Source organism: Paenibacillus sp. 05T425 (assembly GCF_056396205.1).
On sequence record NZ_JBFTLA010000021.1, the window covers coordinates 50,567 to 68,209 of the forward strand.

Here is a 17,643-nt window from a genome sequence, read left to right on the forward strand (position 1 = left end):
TTCCATATCGTTATAAGTGCTGTTGGAACTCGTCGGTATCGAGAATGACGACCATCTTCTTCTCATAGTGAATGATGCCTTCGTCCCGCCATCGACCCAATGTCTCCGTAACCGTCTGCCTGCTGCAGCCGATAACATAGGAGATTTCCTCATGGCTAAGCGGAAGCGTGACGACCGTCTCCTTCCCCGTACGAACACCGAGCTGCATTAATAGCTGAGCCAGCCTCCAGGCAACCGGCCGCGAGATGAGCGTCTCCACGTACCGCTGCGTCTGCAGCAGACGGCGGGCGTTGGCCACCGTTAGCGCGTAGAGGGCATCCGGATGTATCTTCAACAAGCCGGTGAAGTGAGAGGCCGGAATCGAGAGAATGCAGCTGTCCGTGATGCATCGCGCATAGCGTTGCCTCTTCTGCCCCGTCAGCACCTCGGCTGCGCCGAACACCTCGCCCTTGTGCCGCAGGAACAAGGTGATGCTCTGGCCCTCTTGCGCAAACTGCGAGATCTTCACCAGTCCTTCCCGGACGAAATAGATCTCCTGACTTTCCTCCTCACTACTGAAGATAAAGGCGTTCTTCTTCATGTCGCGAGAAGTGCCGAATTCCTCAAAGAGCTTCGCTAACGCGATTTGCTCGGCTTCGGCGTTATCCGTTACGATTCCTTCCGAATAGAAGGACTTGCCCTCTTGGCCCATCGTTGTTGCGCCCCTCTCTGGCTATTTGGTTAATTCAAAGTTTACTTATCGGTATTTACGATTATAGTTCATAGTTTAATACAAAACAGTCGGCTAGCCGACAAAATATTAGCCGTATCATTGGTTTATTTGTTGGAGACGGTAGTGAGGGCAAAAAAAAGATTGTCCCGAAGGCCGGCAAGGCCTTAGAGACAACCAATATTAGGTCCAATAGAATAACCGGACGCCCAAGAGGGCCACCACCAGAACCGATTTCTTCACTCATGGTGGCTCAACCACAACTCCAACCGGCCGGCTGGAAAGATTCCGATAGAAATAGACATACTATTCGAATTTCTAAATATAGTAACTTCTTCTAAATGGTGATATATTCATCGCGAGAGCTCTCTGCAAAGGTACATCCCCTTTTCGGCCGGAACGGGGAAAACGAACCTTACTAGGAGGAATGAATAATGAAGAAAATATTGTCGCTTGTCATGGTCATCGGTTTGCTGCTCGGGATCGCTTCCCAAGCGAGCGCGGCCGACGGGGTTTATGTATTTAACCCGTATCCGAACAGCATCGGCGCGGTTCCGAATTATATCGGCATCACGAAGCCGACCGGGGCTTACAAGTACGAGCTCCACATTCAGGAGACGAACAACGGATCATTGTCCTACTATTCGGGCATGATCAACGTGCCGTCCAGCGGATACGACATTCGTCATACGCTATCGAACAGCACGAAGATCACGCTGGCAAACGGAACTTTCAATATTCTCGCATCGGTTTATAACAGTTCGGGGACGCTCATCGGCAGGGATGTAATCAAAGTTACTTTCCAATAATTTCGTAAGCGATCTACTTCCCCCGTCGAGTCAGTTCCTGCGGCAGAACAGCTATACTCGGGACAAAAAGGGCTGGAGCACGGTCGGGGGAAAGATTGTAATGGACATAGCTGCACCTTAAAAAGCGTTTTTCCGTCTTCCGCCATTTTAACGGACATACGTAACGCTTAGCGCGCCCAAAATGGCGGAATACCATTCATCTGGTGTTTTAAGCGTCGCTGGTGTCCGTTAGATGCCCGGATTTGCGTTTTTTGCCCGATAAGCGTCTCTGGTGTCCGTTAGTTTTTTCGCGCGAGATAGCCAGTAAGTATTTTCAGGAATTGAGCGTTGACTCCCCTGTTGATTTTGACGCCCCAAGCACAACGCAAAAAAGTACACCGCCGTGTGAGCGATGTACTCCAAGTCCTATACGGCTATCCTGATAAGCCTTCTCTTATTTACCACACATACGAATCTAAGAACGAATTACGGAACTTCCCCTGCGGATCGCAGCTAGCTGCGAGACTTTGGAAATCAAGGCGCTTCTCATAGAGCGACTTCAATCGTTCAGGCGCCATTGTGAACACCTTACCCCAGTGCGGGCGCGCCTCGAATGGCTCGAGCGCTGCTTCGATGATCGGCAACACACGCTCAACCGCCTCAGAATGGGGTTTCCATGTAAAATGAATGCCGATCGAATCCCGGTTGTAGTTTGGACTCATCCATAGCTGATCGGAGGCAATCGAACGCACTTCCGAAATATAGAGATGCGGAGCGATATGCTCCCGTATCTTGTTAATCGCCTCTATCGCAGAGTAGGCTTGGCTTCGCGGCACGAAGTACTCGCTTTGCAGCTCCTCTCCCGCACTCGGAGTAAACTCCATTCGGAAATGCGGCAGCCGCTCATGCCAAGGTCCCCTTTTTCCTAGCTGCTCACTGCATGGCTCTGCGGAAATACCCGGCACGGGATGCAGCGGCGCAGTAGCTCTCGTCGCCCCGTAGAAGTCATCCGTGGCAAACGTATCATCCACATTGGCGAGACGTTTCAACCACACTTGATTAAAGTGATCGCTGCTCCAATCCGTAAATAGGCTGACGCTGTACGCACTCGAGAAAACATCGTCGAAATGGTTTTCCAGCCTTGATAGAGCCAGGTTCTCAAACAGTTGTTGGCTGATATCAAAGCTCGGCACGATGTCTAGTGTCAGCTTCGACACGATGCCTAGCGCTCCGAGTCCGACGATGGCTCCCTCTGCTTCCGGCTGTTCACCGCGCGTATAACTGACCGCTTCCCCGCTTGCAGTAACAATCTCAACCGAGCGCACGGCGGTAGCGAGATTGCCATTCCGGTCCCCCGAGCCATGCGTACCCGTTGCGCAAGCGCCAGCAATCGTAATGTGCGGAAGAGAAGCCAAATTGTGCAGACCATAATGGTTTGCATGCAAGTAACGAGCCAACTCTCCGTACCGGATGCCGCCTTCCACCGTGACGGTCCCTCGCGAGGGGTCAAGCTCCAATACTTGATTCATCTTATTCAGCGAAACCAGACTGCCGGACGTATCGGCAATGCTGTTGAACGAGTGACGCGAACCAAGCGCTCTGACTTTATGGCGTTTTGCCACCCATTCCTGGAGCTGCTCCATTCGCTCAGGCTCGAACAGCTCCGATGCACTGTATCTGTAATTTCCCGCCCAATTGCGTTGCTCTTCCATTGTATTTATCACTCCATTCCACGTTGTGCAATGCATGCATGAGAAAAACTCCTATCGAAGTACTTCGAGGATGTGCGACCGCGTTTAAGCGGAAGTTTTTATCGCCATTCTGAATGATCTCCTTTACGCTTTTTCGCTGTAAAGCACTTAAACATTCCGATGTGGTAAAAAACAAAACCTCGACTTCCCTCTCGTCGGGCTCTGTATTCTAATTCGCTTTCTAAGCGCTTAACCCTCCCCCACCGCAACCGGATTTTCACCGTAACAGATCCAATCGCTCCAGCTAATTACTGTCGTCAATTCAATAGAAACTGACAAAAAAGTATCCCAACCTTATAATTGTTTCATATATCCTATAGCGGTACCGATCAGGAGGAAGGCATGCAATTTGAACCCGTGTATGAAAATGGACAATTATTTGTACCGAAGATCGAATTAACTATGACACCGAATCAAGCAATTGGCATTATAACGGACTTGAAGCGAAAGCAGCTTTTAATGAATCAATTGCCGGATCGTTCCCTATATTACCTATTTCGAGCTGGGCAAAACGAGTATATGCATTTAAAGGTGGAAGAATTAATCACTTTTCTAATCAACGTAACAGAGCGGAATGAGCGTGCCGATCGGTTGTTGGATTATTTTGCTTTAAAAGAAGAACGGAAAGTAAAAATCAAAAATCTAAGCCCATCGAAAAGAATGTATGTAACCTTGCTGCGCGTCTTTTTTGCGCATCAGCCTACGCTTGTACTGGAGGAACCGTATTTTTACCTGGAAGAACGGGATCGGCGTCATTTCAAACGGATATTAGATGACCTTTCGAACGAAAAGCAGATACTCATTTTAACTTCGAATTTAGAGGATGCCCTTATTTCCTGCGATGCCATTTATCGATTAAACGAGCTCGGCTTTCATCAATTGGATATTCGGGACTCGGATGAGGACAAACAAGAAGTGCAGGAACAAGATCAGGCCAATATCACCTTGCAGAAGATTTACACGAAAAGAAACGGCAAAGTCATTTTATTTAATCCGCCTGAAATCGACTATATAGAAAGCGTAGATGGCTCGATTCTCGTTCATGTGGATGGAGAAAATTATGACTGTGCTCTCACGCTAACCGAGCTTGAACAGAGATTGGCGAATTTCGGATTTTTCAGGTGCCATCGATCCTACATCGTTAATCTTCAAAAAATAAGAGAAATTATTACATGGACGAAGAATAGCTACAGCTTGCGATTAATTACAGGCAAAGATGCCGTCGTTCCATTATCTCGATCGAAATTGCAGGAATTAAAAGCTCTTCTTAACCTTTAATTCCGAGGGGGATGTCGGACCAATCAAGCAGTAAATGGTACAATTCAGCCGATAACAGCTACATTTCGGCGGATTTTGATGGCTGGAAGCCCGCAATCTTAATATAGTTAAGCCATCAACTCCAAGGATGTGGTGTGAATGGCCGTTATCGAAGTCGAACATATTCGAAAGAGATTTGGAAATAAGGATGCATTGGCGGATGTGTCTTTTTCGATTCCAAAGGGAGAAATTTTTGGTTTCCTGGGTCCAAGCGGTTCAGGAAAAACGACACTTATAAAGCTGTTGACCGCGCAATTAGATCCGACAAGCGGACAAGCAAGCGTATTTAACGAGCCGGCGGAAATGATGCATCGGTCTCCGCAGAAAATGCGCTTTGGCATTTTGACGGATAACAGCGGTCTCTATGAGAGATTAACGATAGAAGAAAATCTGGAGCTGTTTCGCCAATTATATGATCTTCCTAAATCTTCGATCGATAAGGTGCTGCAGTTTGTAAACTTAAGCGGAGAGCGCAAAAAGAAAGTCAATCTCCTATCGAAAGGGATGCGTCAGCGTGTCATGTTGGCATGCGCAATTATCCACGAGCCGGAATTATTATTTTTGGACGAACCTACCTCGGCTTTGGATCCGGTAAACTCCGCGCATATTTATAAAGGGTTGCGCCGCTTAAATGAGAATGGGACAACGATTTTTTTAACGACGCATGATATGGCCGAGGCAGAATTGCTATGCAATCGTGTAGCGATTTTGTATCAAGGACAAATCCAAACCATCGGCTCCCCGAAGGAGCTTAAAAAGCAGCATCGAGAAAACGTCGTTTGTGTCGAGTTAATAAGCGGAGAAGCCTACGAGCTCCCGATTAATAATGGAACAGTTGATCAAATAGCCGATTGGATGAAAAAAGGGTTAATTGATACGTTAGAAACGAAAGAGCCAAGTCTAGGTGACATCTTTATTAAAATGACAGGAAGTGAGTTACGATGAGTATCTCATTAAAACGCGCACAAGCGATATTCGTGAAGGATTACAAAGAGTTTTCACGCAATTATGCGATCTCCATCATGCTGATTTTTCCAATTATTTTTGCAATTCTTTTTCGAAATGCAGGTACGTCTTTGCCTGGGGCCGCCGGTTTTCTTTTCAATATTTCGTTTGTGCTGCTAACGTGTTTTGCGCAAGCATGCTTGATTGCGGAAGAAAAGGAGCGCAACACTCTACGATCATTAATGATGACTCCGGCTACAACCATGGATGTTTTAATCGGAAAAAGCACGTTAGTCTTTGTCATGTCTGCTGTTGTTCTCGCTATTGCTACATTTATATTCGGCTATGAGCCAGCTAGTATATGGGCGTTTATGGCAGCAATCATTCTTTCGATTATTTTATACACGGCAGTCGGGACGATATGCGGTTTATTCTCCAAAACGTTGCTTGATGCGTCATTATCGATCATTCCTGCAGCGATGGTATTTACTGCGCCTCCGGTTGCAACGCTGCTATTCGGTGATTTTCCGATTTTTAAAGTGCTGGATTATACGCCAAGCATTCAACTTGTGAATCTGCTAAACATGCCCCACGCAGACTTTACGACGGGAGACATATTAACCCCTCTCCTTATTACTGGGGCATGGACGGTCGTATTAACGATTGCGTCCGTTGTTTTGTATCAACGACGGTTAAAGGATGAGTGAGAAAAGGAGGGAATACATTCCGATGAATATAGCCGTCAAGTTGATTCAACATTTCAAGGCCCGTGATGCCCAGCTTAGGCTGAAGGGCTATCGGGACAAAGTTGAACGCATCCGACAAAGGAATTTGGAAGCCTGGGACGATGGGCAGCTTCAAGCGGAATCCCTCCGGCTAAGGAAGGAATCACGATCGGGTGCGCCTTTGGATGAGCTGCTGATCGATGCCTATGCGCTAGTCTGCGAAGCAGCGAAGAGAACGCTCGGATTACAGCCTTACGATGTGCAAATTATGGCTGCCATCGCTCTGCACGAGAGATTCCTGATCGAGCAGCATACCGGCGAAGGCAAAACGCTCTCTGCCGTTATGCCCGCTTATCTACATGCGCTAACCGGCGAAGGCGTTCATGTGCTGACTTTTAACGATTATTTGGCCAATCGGGATGCGGAGTGGATGGGTCCGATCTATCGCTTCCTCGGGTTAACGGTAAACGCAGTTCAAGCGGGCATGAGCTTGTCACGGAAACGGGAAGCGTACGCCGCGGATATCACCTATGTGACGGCCAAAGAGGCGGGATTCGATTATTTGCGCGATTCGATTGCGCTAGACGAAGCCGATACCGTTCATCGCCCCTTCCACTACGTCATCGTCGACGAAGCGGATTCGCTGCTTCTCGACGAAGCTCGGGTGCCGCTAGTCATCGCCGGCGAGCCTGAGTTCTCCGGCAACGACGACAATCCTTTCGCAGCAGTGGCTAGGCAGCTTCGGCAGGATGAGCATTACGACTTCGATGAGTTCAAACGGAATGTTTATTTAAGTGAAGCCGGCTCGGCGATAGCGGAATCGCTGCTCGGATGCGGCAATTTGTACGAAGACCGGAATAGTCATTTATTAATGTCGTTAAATTGTGCGCTGCATGCGGAATTGTTATTGAAAAGAGACGTCGATTACATCGTCCGGGACGGTAAAATCGAGCTGATAGACGAATATACCGGCCGCGTGGCGGACAATAGACATTTGCCCGAAGGGCTGCAAGCCGCGCTCTACGCCAAAGAAGGGCTTCAGTCGAAAGCCGGCGGGAACATTCTCGGCACGATCACTCTTCAGCACTTCCTTAGTCTATATCCGAAGATTTGCGGAATGACGGCTACCGCGCAAGTATCCACAATGGAATTCGAAGACATTTATGCGCTGCAAGTCGTGCAAATTCCGCCGAACCGGCCAAACGTACGAATCGACCATCCACACCGCATTTATACCCATAAAGAAGCCAAATTTAAAGCGCTTGTACAAGAAATCTTGTCCGTCCATAGGGCGGGGCGTCCGATTCTCATTGGTACGTCAAGCGTCGAAGAGTCCGACATGCTGGCGGAGGCGCTGGCGGTTGCCGGCGTCCCCTGCCATGTACTGAACGCGAAAAACGATGCAGAAGAAGCCAAGATCATTGCCAAAGCGGGAGAAATTGGCGCCGTGACCGTGTCGACGAATATGGCGGGACGCGGCGTGGACATTCGGCTTGGCGGCGGCAACCCGGCGCAAGGAGAAATAGTCGCCAATCTGGGCGGGTTGTACGTGATTGGCACGCATATGCACCAAAGCGTGCGGATCGACAACCAGCTGCGCGGTCGATCCGGCCGCCAGGGCGACCCGGGAGCTTCCGTCTTTTTCGTTAGCTTGGAAGACGATTTAATGCTTCAATTCGGCACTGATATAAAGAAACGCGGCCTTAGGCAGAATGAGGCTCTGGAAGAGTCGGCGCTCCGGGACAAAATTGACCATATTCAGCGTGCAATTATGGGCCAAAACTTCCATATCCGTCAGGAGCTGAACAGCTATTCGGATATGGTGGAGGATCAAAGGCGTATGTTATACGAGGAGCGGCTTGGAATTTTGAAAGGCGAGACGCCGATGAGCCCTTCGGAGCAGCGGGTACGGCTTTATTTTATCGACAAGTTCTGGGCTGAGCATCTGGCATATGCTTCTTACATTCGGGAGGGTATCCATCTGACGAGCCTTGTCAAACGCAATCCGATCAATGAATTTCATGACCAAATCATTCAAGCCTACGAGCAAATACCGGCTGCAATAGAGAGAGAGTCGGCGGATATGCTCGCAAAGCTCGGAGGTTCCAATGAACCGGCGATGTGGGAAAAGCTCGGGCTGAAGAACCCTACTTCCACTAGAACTTATATCATCAACGATCAATACCAGCAATACTTGCGGAATCCCGGTTCATGGACCTCAGGCACAATCATCGCTTATTGGCTGCGCGCCATTTTGAGACCGACATTCGGGTGGTCAAAATTTTGATGAGCACAGCGCAAAGAAGTACATCGCCACATGAGCGATGTACTCTAAGTCACATCCTATTATATGCCTACTTCCCACATTTTCTTCGTTACTTCCTCGACCCTTCCATCCATATCCGTCCCATCAAACTTCGGAAGCTTCAGCTCGCTTACGATTTTTCCGTCACGCATAAACATAACACGCTCCGTCCGCGCAGCAACCTTGGCGTCGTGGGTTACAAGCATTATCGCAGTACCGTCTGCATTGATTTCGGAAAATATGTCCATAATCTCCTGCGCGGACTGTGAATTGAGCGCGCCCGTCGGCTCGTCGCCGAAAATAATTTTCGGGCTGTTCATAAGCGCGCGGCATATTCCCGCCCTCTGAAGCTGTCCTCCCGAGACCTGTGTAATGTCGCGCTTTTCAAGCTCCGCAATGCCTACCCTTTTCATATTCGCTCTTGCCTTCTCCGTAATTTTTGCGGCGTTTTTTCTGTTGCCCCGCATGGACGGAAGAATGATGTTGTCGAGAATATTCAAGTTTTTCAGCATAGTCGGCTGCTGAAAAACAAATCCCATCGCGGTTCTGCGCAGATCTGAAAGTTCATTCTCAGAGGCCGACGATAGCTCCCTATCGTCAAATACTACCTTTCCGTTATTAATGCTATCCGTTCCGCTTAGCGCAAACATCAGCGTGGATTTTCCCGAGCCCGACGGTCCCATAACCGCAACGAACTCGCTCTCGCCCATTTCAACGGACACTCCATCGAGAACATTGCGCTTTTCATCGCCCTCGCCGAAAGATTTTACGATATGATCACCGATAAGTATCTTCTTCATTTGCCTACTCCTTTATATGTTCGGTAATTTTTATTTGTCCCGCGCGCGAGGTGCCGATCGCCGTTGCGGTAAGTACCGCGATAATCATCATCAACGGACTAAGCAGATACGCCGAAAGCGGATTAACGGCAAAGTTAAATTTCGATGCGCCAAAAGAGGAGATAGCCACATTCGCAAGTACCTCTCCTAGAGTATTTGCCAGAAGTGTGCCGAGAACAATGCCAACAATTAGAACGAATACCGAACGCGAAACAAACTGCGCCTTAATATCCGAGTTTGTAAACCCGAACGCTTTCATGACGGCAATGGAATATCTGTCTTTTGCGACGAGCATTTTCATAAACAACAGTGTGACCAGTAACGTGATAACCAGCGAAACGGCAACTGCGGCGTAGGAGGCCATTTTGACAGAGCTTATGATCGAACCGAGGGTCTGTGTAACATATTCATCAACGTCTGAAGTCTTTGCAAAATCAAACTTGTCTGCATATTCCGCAACCTTCGCGTCAATAAGAGATTTATCCGAAAGTTCAGCGCTGACAATGCTCCACATAATGCCCGCCGAATGGTCGGTGAATACGGACTTGGCGGTTTTGCCGCCATTGGTAATGTCGGAATAGATTCCGCTTACCGTAAGCTCTTTCTCCTGCCCCTCAATCACCAGTGTAATGACATCGCCGGCCTTCTTGCTCATCCCATCGGCGTATATAGTCGAAAGCGCAATTTCGTCATCCGCGGCGGGTGCTTTGCCCTCGGAATATGCGATAGGAAATATCGCATGGTCGCCGAGTTCGATTTTAATATTTTCCTCTGATCCGTCTTCCATTTTTGCTTTGAATGTTTTTGTTGTAAGGACGGCAACCTTTGAAATGGCTTGATCGCTTTTCACCGTCTCTACGATTTCAGCGATTTTTTCAGAGGTATTGCCGTCGATATTGCCGGGCAACTGTATGCGCAGATCGTAGTTTCCAATCCCCATGTAACTGATGAAGCTTTTTGAGGAAATCGAGTTGTACAGGTTCTGCGGAACAATCATGATGAAGGACGAAATCACAAGCACGATAAGCATTGTGACGTAAAGTCTTTTCCTTGAGAGAACATCTTTGATACCGAGAAAAATATTCGTGCTGAACAGCCTGTTTCCGCTCAAGATAAAACGCTTAGTACCCGTGTTTTTGTCCTGGGAAGTACCATAGCGTATGACTTCCGCGGCTGAAATTTTCCGAAAGCGTTTCAGCACTCCGTTAACAAAAGTCATAATGGCAAGGAATACTAGCAATAGGCCGATGATTCCTAAGACATAAGAAAAAGAAGAATTTTCGCTTTCTCCCATATAAAGCCGAATATTTTCAAGTAGCATTCCTTTGAAAACTAACGAAAGAGCAAAACCGAGAATAGAGCCTGAAGCAGCAATTGCCGCGTATTTCGCTAGATAAATCTTCTTAATATCCGAGATACGCAGCCCTATAGCTTTCATAACACCAATTTCACGATAATCGTCTTCGATTTTCGCCAGGAGCGTAAAGCGTATGCACATGAACGCGATGGTAACGACAAGCAGGCTTACCAGAAGGATAACCCCGATCATCATCCCGTCGGAAATTGCATTCATCATTCTAAAAAGCGAATACGTAACCGTTGGCCCGTTCATTTCAAGTCCTGCGGAGGCGTATGCGGTTTCAAATGCGCCTAACGCCGACATATCCTTTAATCTGAACTCAATCAGATACTCTATATTTCCAAGGTTTTTTATTTCCGCATAGTCATTGCTGCTTACAAGAAACCGCTTTGAGGCGGAAATCGAAGAATTCATTGTCGAATCGCGGAGAAATCCCGCGACGGTAAATTCTTTTCCGTTGATTACGGCCATGTCCCCGACCTTAGCGGTGTTGTCCTTCATATAGCTTACCGGAACATAAACCTCGCCGTCGGATACGTTAATCACGTTTCCTTCAAGATCTAGCAGATAATCGAATTTCTCGCTCTGTACGCTTAACCCGTTGTCCTGAACGCTGTTTGCGAGCGATTTTTCACCAAATATAAACTGCGCGCCGTCGAAGTTAAGAAATTGTACCACCTGAAATTCATCGACGTTACTGTTTTGTTCCGCAAAAGCCGTAAGCCTCGCAGTATCAATCTCACCCGAATGCATCTGCATAAAATGCGGCGTTTCCGCTTGCTTCATAAGCGTATCCAGCGAGCCCGAAAGATGGACGACGAGTATCGCTGCAAGCGAAACAAGCATGGCTGCGGCAGCGACAAATATCATGGTTATCAGTGTTACCGCTTTGCTCTTTATAATGTCATTGCGAATTATTCTGTAATACATAAGCCACCTCTGTCTTCAAGCTTAATCGCAGGATTTCCGAATTATTCATTACCGTCTCCATTTCTGCTGTCAAACATCTGCATAACGCGCATAAGACTCCCGCTTTCAGCACCAAGCAGCCTTTCTGCATTGAAGACAAACGCCTGTATGCGTGAAGCACGCTCCTCGTTCGTCATTGAGACCATATCCTCATCGAAAACGGTATTCGCATAGATCACAACCATTTCCATGCATTCATACGGGAACGGCGTGCTGAACAGTCCCTGTTGGGTGCCCTCGCGGATTATCCCCGCCAGTATCGGCGTAATTCCGGCAATAATGACCCTTTGTATTTTCTGATGCAAAAGCGCGTTTTGCGGCTTGTGTATGTGCTCCATAATTTCCTTGCTGCTTCCGCCGCTTAAGTTCAGTGCCATAACAACGCGAATAATGCGCTCGATTACGGGTACGCTCTTGTCTGCGGAAATTTCCTGCGCCGCGCCTAAAAGACGGACATTATACCGCTCAATCAGAGCGTCCATAATATCCTCCTTCGACTTGAAGTGATAATACAGCGTTCCCCGCGCAATTCCGACCTTTTCGAGAATATCGTTTGTACTCGTGCCGTCAAAACCCTTCTGACCGAAAAGCTCGTCCGCTGCGTCAAGAATTTCGTTCCTCCGTTCATCGGCTTTTTTTACAACTCTCATCTTACATCCCCTTCATATAGACCGACTGTCTGTCGGTAATAGAGTATCATACTATTTCTCATTTTCAATACGATTCACTAAATGTTAACAAAATATGATATTGAACCAATGGATTTAACGGACGCTAAACAAGCGCAAACCGACCGCGTAAGGTTGGTCGCTTAACGGCGGGCTTCGCTTAGATTCATAAACGTACTCTATATTAAATCATCTGATTCACACGAAGGGAGCTTCGATTCAATGCGGATTAGAGCTGCAGTGGCCCGCTGGAATATCCCGTTACTGCTCATTATGTCAGCTTTGACCGTTGCCATGCTCGTATCGCGCAAGTGGCGTCGGTTCTCGATCATTATTAGTATACTAGGAATGTTTTTAGTAGCCTTCCGTATGTGGGGCTTATTCATGGGATGGAATTACGCGACGATCGAATCCCCCAGAGAAACCGAAACGTTGGTCATCAAGTACCGCGACGCAATCCTTGGCGAAAGAACCTATTTTTATCAATTTTATCAATCATCCAGATTAACCATTACGATGGAATACCTAACAGTACTTGATCTAATGGTGCCAAACGACGAATTTGATATCTATCCGAATGCCAAGCGTACGCTGGGGAGCGATCATCCGATCTGGCTTAGCGAGACGGAAGTAAAATTCCATACGAAAGACGGGCCTTTTACGCTAATAATCGATAACGACTATTCAAAAGACCGTAAATTTCAAGTAATCCATCGCCGCGGTCGAGCATTACTCTTCCCCAACCGCATTCGGATTCTCGCTATAAGAAATCCAATCGCTCCAAAGATCCAATCGATCTAGCTGTAGAATAACTTATGGTACGGTTGAGGTGCCGAGAGAAAAGTAACAATCACAATCCCGATCACGATTCTCTTGCAAAGCCGACTAATAAGCTCCTTTTCACATGTCACACCCGCAAACCCCTTGAAAACTTGCCGTCACTTATGGTAGGGTTCACTGCCCTGTCTGTAACGACAAGTTTCAGGGCCATCCCTTTCCCGAACTAATGTATCCCTTCCCGTTAGAAGTATGGACCTACCATTATAAGACCAAATTATAACAGCTCATCTGCTATCATTTTTGCTTGTTCTGCAAGCTTCCTCATATCATCGGCCGGAACAAGCTTGGCTAAATCGTAGGACAGTGGATTACGGGAAAACTTGTTCAATTCATCCCGAAGCAGGCTTCTTGTTTCTTCGGAGGCATCAATATAAAGTTTGTGCGGCTGCCTAGCCTCATCCAAATCATGTAAATCGACATAGCCTGATTTAAGACTCTCCAATACAATGGCTGAAAGATCGATTAGAGCACTGCAGGCAATATCAAGTTCTACTCGAAACATACCGTTAGCACTTCTCCTATCAAATCCAATATTTCCGCCGTTTTTCAAATCTCCCTCAGCAAGCAGAATATCGAAACCAATGTCCCGTAAAATCTGATTGAGCGTCACATCCGTTAAGTCCAATTGCTCCAAATAGTCTATTAATGTAAGGGAGTCATCGGAACCACCAATCAAATCCCCCCACCATTTGCTTATGTACATGTTCATCTCCACTTTCTTTTGATGTAGAATCAATGCTCAAGTTTTGAGGATTATAAGTTATTTAATTTAGAAAGTAGCTAGCAGGCATTGCATGTATTTAGGGAGCTCGCCCACAATTGTGTAGAACATATCGTTATACTCAAAATAAGAAACACGCTCTTTAGCATGATCATAGCTCAACGGATAGGTAGAAATGCGAGCAGTCTTACCCTCAAAGGCGGTATACTTGTTTGCCTCTCCCTATACTCCCTCCCAGCTAAAGTTGGTCAATCGAGCGGCTAGAAAATCGTTATAATCGGGTTCAGATTGCTGTTCAATATCGGTGAATGCTATGCGCATTGAACCTCGGTTACGATAAAAGGCGCTGTCGATAATGATAATGCCGCCGTATAAGCCACTGGGATATTGAAAAGTAAGGCAGCTGCCATTGTGATAATCACTTTCAACTTGCGTAGGTGGCTTAACCCTCTTTTTTGCTATGCTTTTTGGATACACTATTTTTAGTGATAAATGTATGTAAATACTTTTTTCGCTGATTATTGCTTTATCAACGAATCCTCTAGGGATTTCATTTCGCTTACAATTTGAGTAACTTCAGAACCCCGATTTACTGCTCATAGAAATATTCCTTGATCTCACACGAGGTGTCATTGCCAAAAACCTCAGCACTCCATGTTCCCCCTCTAAAAATGTTGTAATTTGATATTTCCAATCAATCTAATACAGCTCGTGAAAATAAGTCTTTTATTAATGCGTCATCTTCACATGCTTCCTTAAAAGCAATTGCAAAACTAAGTATGGCTTCTCTATTGTCTGAATAAACGCAGAACGTATCGGCTTCCGGGTCAAATCGTATGATATCAACTAAGTGAGGCATTTTTTCTTCAAGAAACACGGCTGCTAATGAACCCCAATCATAGCCATTGCCTTCGCATCCTTCTTCGACTCGTGTTTGAAAAATTTCATGCTTATATTTTCCAACACCTAAAATCATTGATATGCTTCCATTATGATGAGCAACTAGCCCAAATGGGTTTATTTTTTCTTCAACTTCTAACAAACCCTCATCCTGTTCAACGTTAGCTATATGGATAGTTTCATTTCCTGCTCTACTAACGGCATTGAGACTCATTTTTAAAAACATACTGGCTTGTGAATCTTCAGGGTCTAGCGCTACAGATTGTTCAAAAGCAACGTATGCTTCCTTATACTTTTTAAGGTAAAAATAAGCATATCCTATTCGAAAATGCCAAAGAGGATCGTACTCACCTTGCTCTTGAACAGATAAAAAACATTTGATAGCTTCATTATAATTATCTTGATTATTCAATGCTCTTCCCAAATGGCAAATCAATTCATAGTCCCTGTCTGCTTCGGGTATTTCTATAATTTTGTTAATGATTTTCTTATACTGGTTCTTGTTATGCCATAGAGTGAGCTGTTCCAATAGATCGTTATCCATATTTTTTCCCTCCCCATCACTACTACCAATCACGTTCACGAATGGCTTCTTCTATATCTATCTCGATACCAAAAAAGGCTAAAATATCTACAACAGTCTGTGCAATAGATTCTCTCGCAACTGTTTCAATTTCACTGTCATTTTCGTCAAACTCTTCTGCCAAATCATTGATTGAATGGATAGCCAAATCAAGCTCTGCCTGAATTTCTTCGATATTTTGATTTCCTTGTTCCAAGAATCCAACAACTTTAACTAGTTCAGCTTTGACTTTATCCACAAGAAAATTCGGGAAATATCTATCAATGTACATATCTTTCAAATATTCAATTGGTTTAATTGTATCTGTGGCAGTTTGCTTAAGCTTCTTTTTCTTTTGTTCGAGTTTACCTCGGCTCCAATCTAATAATGTCAAAGTAGATCTATCTCCTGGGTCTAACTTATCTGTAATTTCAAATTCTCTTAATGCTTCCTCATATTGTTCAAGATAATAGTAGGAGTAACCCACGCGAAAATGCCAGAGAGGGTCATCCTCACCTTGTTTTGCAATAGTCAAAAGCTGTTGAAGTGCTTCATCGTAACGTTCCAGATTATTCATAGCTCTTGCCAATAAACTGGCCGTATCATAATCTCTATCTGATTCAGGAATTTCCATAATTCTATCTACTATTTTTTTATGTTCATCTTCTTGATGCCAAATAATAAGTTGTGCGAAGGAGTGTTGTTCCATCACTCTGCCTCTTTTCGGTCCGATAATGTGTTTAGCACAATTCCCCAACTTAATTATCGCGTTTTCCATAACGACCGGAAATCCGCACCATATCTTAACAGTCTGATAATTCCGAATTCCTATTCTTCCAATTATACTCCAATATAAACACAGGTGATAGATTCACTGTTCTTCATTTTCATGCAATCCGTGCAAGTACGCCTCAACCGGCTAAGTCAATCCGGCAAGAAGCAGGATTGCGAAATGCGACCGAGCAAGCATAACAAAAGTATGAAAATGCATTCTTGTCGGTCACGATGTAAACATTTTCTAAAGCTAATTGTTGACTTCGTTTTAACTACTCTGTCAAAAAAATACATCGCCGTGGCGCATAGGCCACTTGGCGATGTATCCAAAATCTGCGTATTATTATTTTTTTCCTCGTTCTTACTCTTCCCCAACAGCAACCGTATTCTCACTGTACGAAATCCAATCGCTCCAACTCAATTCCATGCCAGCCACCTCGTCTATACGGTCGTCCTCACGGGCGAGATGCTGGAATGAGGAAGTCAGACTGTCTACGAATTTTAATTGAATCGACCCATGCCGCTGAACTTGTCTAACTGCCGCAGTCTCTTTAACGGCTTCGGGCAGCACGACAACAATCCATCGCAGGTGCGCATGTTGGAGGATCGGCAGAGCTTTCAACATCGAATCCAGAGTGGCGACCGTCCTTTCGGCGATAATCCGATTATCGATCAGAAGGTGAAAGGGCCGCGTCGCCTCTTGCAAAGCCATGTGCGCATCCGCAGCGATATCCCGGAAATCCTCCATCGTTACCACCGGTTCAAAATGCGTCAAAGCCAAAATATGATTTTGCACCAGCCACCCTGCTTTATAACGCATGCTTAACACCCCTTTGTTATGTGGTCTGATATATTGCCGACTATATACCCATAGCGCCTCAGCTTCTTGGCCTACGGGCAAAGGAACGCGGAAACGCATTGGGCGATCCTGCTTCCAATGAACCACCGAATGCTTCTCCAAGATCAGCCGACCCAGATAAGCGCTGCCTTTGGCTATCGGCTGGCCGAACATTCGAGACAACAATCGGAACAGCAACGGTGCCTCTTGGAACAAATTCGTTCGAACCATTCCCGGATAGCAGGTATGCACGCGCAACTGCGGATATCGCTTGGCGAGCTCGGAAGCATAGAGATCGACCGCAAGCGCTGCCTTCATCGCCGATAATAGACCGGCTTGAGGTTCAGCCCAAGAGGTCGAAGCATTCTTGTGGACACCATTACCTCCTACCATAACGATGCATCCGTCAGGTACGATCTTGTTCTGCTGAAGAAGCATCTCAGATAACGCGAATTTACTCAAATAGTTTGTTGCGAAAGTCGTCTCCAACCCTTCATTGGTCAGCCGTGCCTCTTTGTCGGTAGATATTCCTCCCGCACACAGCGCCAACGCATTAATCGGCCCTTCGAGCTGTTCCGCTAATCGACGTACATCCGACATCTTGGACAGATCTGCATAGAGGTAGCCCGCCC

15 protein-coding genes are annotated in these 17,643 nt (G+C 46.3%); 6 read left to right on the forward strand and 9 right to left on the reverse strand.

What is annotated here, in order from left to right; genetic code table 11:
- Window positions 1-10: 10 nt before the first annotated feature.
- Window positions 11-691: a Crp/Fnr family transcriptional regulator gene (locus AC1DF0_RS29755; RefSeq protein WP_477577042.1), complete on the reverse strand. Its 681-nt coding sequence runs from the start codon at window positions 689-691 to the stop codon at window positions 11-13.
- 452 nt (window positions 692-1,143) lie between these two features.
- Here AC1DF0_RS29755 and AC1DF0_RS29760 point away from each other — a divergent pair, with 452 nt between their 5' ends.
- Complete coding sequence (locus AC1DF0_RS29760) at window positions 1,144-1,518, forward strand: hypothetical protein (protein ID WP_477577044.1); 375 nt, start codon at window positions 1,144-1,146, stop codon at window positions 1,516-1,518.
- A gap of 437 nt (window positions 1,519-1,955) precedes the next feature.
- Here AC1DF0_RS29760 and AC1DF0_RS29765 read toward each other — a convergent pair whose 3' ends face one another.
- Window positions 1,956-3,209 (reverse strand): FAD-binding protein, encoded by a 1,254-nt coding sequence (locus AC1DF0_RS29765; RefSeq protein ID WP_477577046.1) that lies wholly within the window; start codon window positions 3,207-3,209, stop codon window positions 1,956-1,958.
- Window positions 3,210-3,590: 381 nt separating this feature from the next.
- Between AC1DF0_RS29765 and AC1DF0_RS29770 the strand changes: the two genes are divergently transcribed.
- The 4 genes from AC1DF0_RS29770 (at window position 3,591) to AC1DF0_RS29785 (ending at window position 8,522) form a co-directional block, all read left to right on the forward strand.
- On the forward strand, window positions 3,591-4,526 hold the full coding sequence (locus AC1DF0_RS29770) for a LytTR family transcriptional regulator DNA-binding domain-containing protein (protein WP_442048202.1): 936 nt from the start codon (window positions 3,591-3,593) through the stop codon (window positions 4,524-4,526).
- A 138-nt stretch (window positions 4,527-4,664) separates the two neighbouring features.
- Window positions 4,665-5,510: an ABC transporter ATP-binding protein gene (locus tag AC1DF0_RS29775; protein ID WP_442048201.1), complete on the forward strand. Its 846-nt coding sequence runs from the start codon at window positions 4,665-4,667 to the stop codon at window positions 5,508-5,510.
- A 32-nt stretch (window positions 5,511-5,542) separates the two neighbouring features.
- Window positions 5,543-6,217, forward strand: coding sequence for an ABC transporter permease (locus AC1DF0_RS29780; protein ID WP_442048200.1), 675 nt, complete (start codon window positions 5,543-5,545; stop codon window positions 6,215-6,217).
- Between the two features lie 22 nt (window positions 6,218-6,239).
- The gene (locus AC1DF0_RS29785) at window positions 6,240-8,522 is read left to right on the forward strand and encodes a preprotein translocase subunit SecA (protein WP_477577049.1); all 2,283 of its coding nucleotides are present in this window, start codon (window positions 6,240-6,242) and stop codon (window positions 8,520-8,522) included.
- Window positions 8,523-8,581: 59 nt separating this feature from the next.
- Here the strand turns inward: AC1DF0_RS29785 and AC1DF0_RS29790 are convergent, their stop codons facing one another.
- The 3 genes from AC1DF0_RS29790 to AC1DF0_RS29800 are packed head-to-tail and all read right to left on the reverse strand — an operon-like array spanning window position 8,582 to window position 12,358.
- Window positions 8,582-9,340, reverse strand: coding sequence for an ABC transporter ATP-binding protein (locus tag AC1DF0_RS29790; protein ID WP_477577051.1), 759 nt, complete (start codon window positions 9,338-9,340; stop codon window positions 8,582-8,584).
- Between the two features lie 4 nt (window positions 9,341-9,344).
- On the reverse strand, window positions 9,345-11,669 hold the full coding sequence (locus AC1DF0_RS29795) for an ABC transporter permease (protein ID WP_477577053.1): 2,325 nt from the start codon (window positions 11,667-11,669) through the stop codon (window positions 9,345-9,347).
- 41 nt (window positions 11,670-11,710) lie between these two features.
- The gene (locus AC1DF0_RS29800) at window positions 11,711-12,358 is read right to left on the reverse strand and encodes a TetR/AcrR family transcriptional regulator (protein ID WP_477577055.1); all 648 of its coding nucleotides are present in this window, start codon (window positions 12,356-12,358) and stop codon (window positions 11,711-11,713) included.
- 240 nt (window positions 12,359-12,598) lie between these two features.
- On the opposite strand from AC1DF0_RS29800, the gene AC1DF0_RS29805 reads away from it, so the two are divergent.
- Complete coding sequence (locus AC1DF0_RS29805) at window positions 12,599-13,177, forward strand: hypothetical protein (protein WP_477577057.1); 579 nt, start codon at window positions 12,599-12,601, stop codon at window positions 13,175-13,177.
- Between the two features lie 253 nt (window positions 13,178-13,430).
- On the opposite strand, the gene AC1DF0_RS29810 is transcribed toward AC1DF0_RS29805, so the two are convergent.
- From AC1DF0_RS29810 to AC1DF0_RS29825, 4 genes are all read right to left on the reverse strand, one after another.
- Window positions 13,431-13,919, reverse strand: coding sequence for an imm68 putative immunity domain-containing protein (locus AC1DF0_RS29810; protein ID WP_477577059.1), 489 nt, complete (start codon window positions 13,917-13,919; stop codon window positions 13,431-13,433).
- A gap of 712 nt (window positions 13,920-14,631) precedes the next feature.
- On the reverse strand, window positions 14,632-15,381 hold the full coding sequence (locus AC1DF0_RS29815; protein WP_477577061.1) for an immunity 51 family protein: 750 nt from the start codon (window positions 15,379-15,381) through the stop codon (window positions 14,632-14,634).
- A 22-nt stretch (window positions 15,382-15,403) separates the two neighbouring features.
- A complete protein-coding gene (locus tag AC1DF0_RS29820; RefSeq protein WP_477577063.1) occupies window positions 15,404-16,108 on the reverse strand; it encodes a DUF5713 family protein in 705 nt (234 codons plus the stop codon).
- A gap of 426 nt (window positions 16,109-16,534) precedes the next feature.
- A partial coding sequence (locus tag AC1DF0_RS29825; RefSeq protein WP_477577065.1) for an SDR family NAD(P)-dependent oxidoreductase occupies window positions 16,535-17,643 on the reverse strand: 1,109 nt, incomplete at its 5' end.

Coding starts and splice junctions, on each gene's coding strand:
- AC1DF0_RS29815 (WP_477577061.1), bottom strand. CDS start 15,381: ATGGATAACGATCTATTGGAACAGCTCACTCTATGGCATAACAAGAAC.
- AC1DF0_RS29800 (WP_477577055.1), bottom strand. CDS start 12,358: ATGAGAGTTGTAAAAAAAGCCGATGAACGGAGGAACGAAATTCTTGAC.
- AC1DF0_RS29790 (WP_477577051.1), bottom strand. CDS start 9,340: ATGAAGAAGATACTTATCGGTGATCATATCGTAAAATCTTTCGGCGAG.
- AC1DF0_RS29820 (WP_477577063.1), bottom strand. CDS start 16,108: ATGGAACAACACTCCTTCGCACAACTTATTATTTGGCATCAAGAAGAT.
- AC1DF0_RS29765 (WP_477577046.1), bottom strand. CDS start 3,209: ATGGAAGAGCAACGCAATTGGGCGGGAAATTACAGATACAGTGCATCG.
- AC1DF0_RS29775 (WP_442048201.1), top strand. CDS start 4,665: ATGGCCGTTATCGAAGTCGAACATATTCGAAAGAGATTTGGAAATAAG.
- AC1DF0_RS29785 (WP_477577049.1), top strand. CDS start 6,240: ATGAATATAGCCGTCAAGTTGATTCAACATTTCAAGGCCCGTGATGCC.
- AC1DF0_RS29755 (WP_477577042.1), bottom strand. CDS start 691: ATGGGCCAAGAGGGCAAGTCCTTCTATTCGGAAGGAATCGTAACGGAT.
- AC1DF0_RS29810 (WP_477577059.1), bottom strand. CDS start 13,919: ATGTACATAAGCAAATGGTGGGGGGATTTGATTGGTGGTTCCGATGAC.
- AC1DF0_RS29805 (WP_477577057.1), top strand. CDS start 12,599: ATGCGGATTAGAGCTGCAGTGGCCCGCTGGAATATCCCGTTACTGCTC.
- AC1DF0_RS29760 (WP_477577044.1), top strand. CDS start 1,144: ATGAAGAAAATATTGTCGCTTGTCATGGTCATCGGTTTGCTGCTCGGG.
- AC1DF0_RS29795 (WP_477577053.1), bottom strand. CDS start 11,669: ATGTATTACAGAATAATTCGCAATGACATTATAAAGAGCAAAGCGGTA.
- AC1DF0_RS29770 (WP_442048202.1), top strand. CDS start 3,591: ATGCAATTTGAACCCGTGTATGAAAATGGACAATTATTTGTACCGAAG.